A 2,078-nucleotide genomic window follows, 5' to 3' on the forward strand; every position below is an offset into this window, starting at 1 on the left:
GCACCCGACATCCCGCCCCTCCCCGAGGCCGCGTAACATCACAGACCGGAACCTCCCTCGTCGAGCCTTTTACACCGCTCCGAGGACGCCACCGCCAGCTGCGGGTGCCGGACAAGACCACCGAGGTCACGGGCTTCACGAAGCTGCTGGCCCCCTTCGACCTGGCCGGTGTCGTGGTGACCGCCGACGCACTGCACACCCATCGTGACCATGCAAGGTGGCTGGTAGAGGCGAAGCAGGCGCACTACCTGCTCGTGATCAAGCGCAACCAGCCGACCCTGCACGACGCGTTGCGCTCGCTGCCGTGGAAGGAGGTGACTGCCTGCCGCTACGACCGCGAGGCGAGGCATGGACGACGCGAGACCCGCTCGGTGCGCACACTCACCGTCACCGGTCTCGGGCTGTCCTTCCCGTACGTGACGCAGGCCGCGAAAATCCACCGGCACCGCACCGACCTCAAGACCGGCAAGATCACCCTCGAGGCCGTCTACGCCATCACCGACCTGACGGCGCGTGAGGCATCACCCCAGGCCATCGGCCAACTCGCCCGCGCACAATGGGGCATCGAGGCCGTGCACCACGTCAGAGACACCACGTTCGACGAGGACGCCTCGAAGATCCGCACCGGGCACGGGCCGGAGAACATGGCCACGCTGCGCAGCTTCGCGATCAGCACCCTGCGCACCGCCGGGCACCACAGCATCGCCGCCGGCCTGCGCGAGATCTCCTACACGCCCTTCACCCGTCCACTGGACTTGATCGGACTGCCATGACCAGCAAGACCGCATGATCGCCGAGACTTTGAATCAGCCCTGTCTGGTGGAGAGGAGCGGGCGTTGTCGGTGCCGGCTTATAGGGTCGACGCATGACTGATCGCGAGAGTTTTCCTCCGTTGGTGTTCTTCGAGTACGACCACAGACCAGGGTCCTACTGCCTCATGCTCAGCGACAACCACATGGTCGAGGTGGAGGATGTCTTTGATGAGTGTGGGCAGTACGGCAACGGCTATGGCTGGGAAGGTGTGGCCAGGTCGGCTGTGAGAGCATGCGCGCCCGAATTGGTTGACCGATTCAGTTATGACTCCGAGGCTGGAACGTTCGTCGCGCATGGCGAGGATGCGGATGCCCTCAGAAGACTGGGGAGGCTCCTTTGTGAGGCCTTTCGGAGTCGATCGGTGCTCAAGGAGTTCATCGAGGCTGGTGACCCTGAGTGGTTCGACTGATGCCTCTCTAGATAATCAAGTCCTATGGGTCCGCTGCTGAGACTGCAGAGGAACTTTGGGATCGAGTAGTCTGGGCCAGATTGACGCACGGATAGAAGGTGGACAGGTTGACGCTTGTTGACAGGTATTTGGCAGGTGAACACGAGGCTGCCTGGGACGAGATCTATGATTTGCCGGTCACGGCCGCGACGATGGCCGAGGTGGAGATCGTCGCGGACGAGACAATGCGTCGTGTCCACGGCAATTTGTCCCTGATCGTGCAACGTCTGGACGCGCAGGCATTCTCGTTCCATTCCCGTCAGACGCCCTTCGGCCTCCTTCGGCCCGGGTCGACGCCACCTTGAGTTGCATCGACGAAAAGACGTCCGAAGTTGTCATCGATGGCTTCCGGGGGCAGCCGCTGGCGCCTTCGGTGCGAGCTTTCTATCACCAGGTCGGCTCGGTGAACCTCACCGGATACAGTCACCGATGGCCACCGCCGATCCCGGTATCGGCTCAATATGGCGCCCCATACTTCCTCGGGGACGGGCTGTTCGTGCATTCGGTGAACGAACTCCTCCTTGCGGCAGAGGAAATTCCTGCCGGTAGCTCGAACCTTGGATTCTCGCCTGATATCTTCCACAAGGAAGATATCAGCGGCGGGCCACCCTATTCATTCGACGTCGTCTCTCCAAGTTTGGATGCATTCTGTACTACCATCGGGACCACGGCCCCGGCGTAGTTGTGTGATGTCCGGTTCCGTGCCGGTTGGTCAGATGCTGGTAAGCATTCAGAAGGTCGGTCGCGTGTCCGTCTCCTGACGATGTGACAGGTGTGGGGTGGGTGCGGCAGGATCCGTGGTCATGTCGTCGGGGTT

At 62.0% G+C, this 2,078-nt stretch carries 4 protein-coding genes; all 4 read left to right on the top strand.

All coding sequences use genetic code 11. From position 1 onward, the window contains the following. A partial coding sequence (locus ABZT03_RS43980; RefSeq protein ID WP_356049900.1) for an ISAs1 family transposase occupies window positions 1-773 on the top strand: 773 nt, incomplete at its 5' end. Window positions 774-865: 92 nt separating this feature from the next. Then, window positions 866-1,222: an immunity 51 family protein gene (locus ABZT03_RS43985; RefSeq protein WP_356049902.1), complete on the top strand. Its 357-nt coding sequence runs from the start codon at window positions 866-868 to the stop codon at window positions 1,220-1,222. A 107-nt stretch (window positions 1,223-1,329) separates the two neighbouring features. Further along, the gene (locus ABZT03_RS43990) at window positions 1,330-1,566 is read left to right on the top strand and encodes a hypothetical protein (protein ID WP_356049904.1); all 237 of its coding nucleotides are present in this window, start codon (window positions 1,330-1,332) and stop codon (window positions 1,564-1,566) included. Continuing rightward, a complete protein-coding gene (locus ABZT03_RS43995) occupies window positions 1,563-1,943 on the top strand; it encodes a hypothetical protein (RefSeq protein WP_356049906.1) in 381 nt (126 codons plus the stop codon). Before ABZT03_RS43990 ends, ABZT03_RS43995 begins: the two co-directional genes overlap by 4 nt. Window positions 1,944-2,078: the final 135 nt, after the last annotated feature.

Origin of the sequence: Streptomyces sp. NPDC005574, assembly GCF_040605435.1 — a bacterium.
Classification (GTDB): Bacteria; Actinomycetota; Actinomycetes; order Streptomycetales; family Streptomycetaceae; genus Streptomyces.

Coding starts and splice junctions, on each gene's coding strand:
- ABZT03_RS43985 (WP_356049902.1), top strand. CDS start 866: ATGACTGATCGCGAGAGTTTTCCTCCGTTGGTGTTCTTCGAGTACGAC.